The organism is Paeniglutamicibacter antarcticus, from assembly GCF_039544305.1.
Lineage (GTDB): Bacteria > Actinomycetota > Actinomycetes > Actinomycetales > Micrococcaceae > Paeniglutamicibacter > Paeniglutamicibacter antarcticus_C.
This window is the reverse complement of the sequence record NZ_BAABLK010000044.1, coordinates 1-570: the sequence shown is the minus strand read 5'-3', so window position 1 is coordinate 570 and position 570 is coordinate 1. Positions and strand designations below refer to the sequence as shown.

Below are 570 nucleotides of genomic sequence, written 5' to 3'. Positions count from 1 at the left end.
TGCTCGAGGCCGGTCTGAGGCGATACAAGGACCCGCAGAAGGTCAAGGGCATCATCGGACGCGGCACCGACATCGCCGATCAGTACCTGCAGGTCCGGTTGGGCGGAGACATGGCGCTGCTGCAGGCCGTTACCAAGCGGATCCTGGATGCCGAAGACGCCAACCCGGGAACCGTGCTGGATCAAGAGTTCATCGATACGTACTGCGAGGGCATCGATGAGCTCAAGGCGCACCTGGCCCGGTTGGATGAGGATGCGGTGCTTGAATCCACTGGCCTGCGTATCGAGGAGATCGATGAACTGGCTGATCGTTACATGAAGTCCGAACGGGTCATTATCACCTGGGCCATGGGCCTGACCCAGCAGAAAAAGGGTGTGGCGGCCATCAAGGAAATCGTCAATCTGCTGCTGCTGCGCGGGAACATCGGCAAGCCCGGCGCCGGGGCCTCCCCCATCCGCGGACACTCCAACGTCCAGGGGGATCGCACCATGGGTATCTGGGAGCAGATGCCCCCAGCGTTCCTGGACGCGATCGAGAACGAGTTCGGTTTCGATCCTCCGCGCGAGCACG

At 61.9% G+C, this 570-nt stretch carries 1 protein-coding gene; it reads left to right on the top strand.

Annotated features, from left to right (window positions below; translation table 11 throughout):
* On the top strand, positions 1 to 570 hold a 570-nt coding region (locus ABEA12_RS14980), incomplete at both ends, for a molybdopterin-dependent oxidoreductase (RefSeq protein ID WP_345468791.1).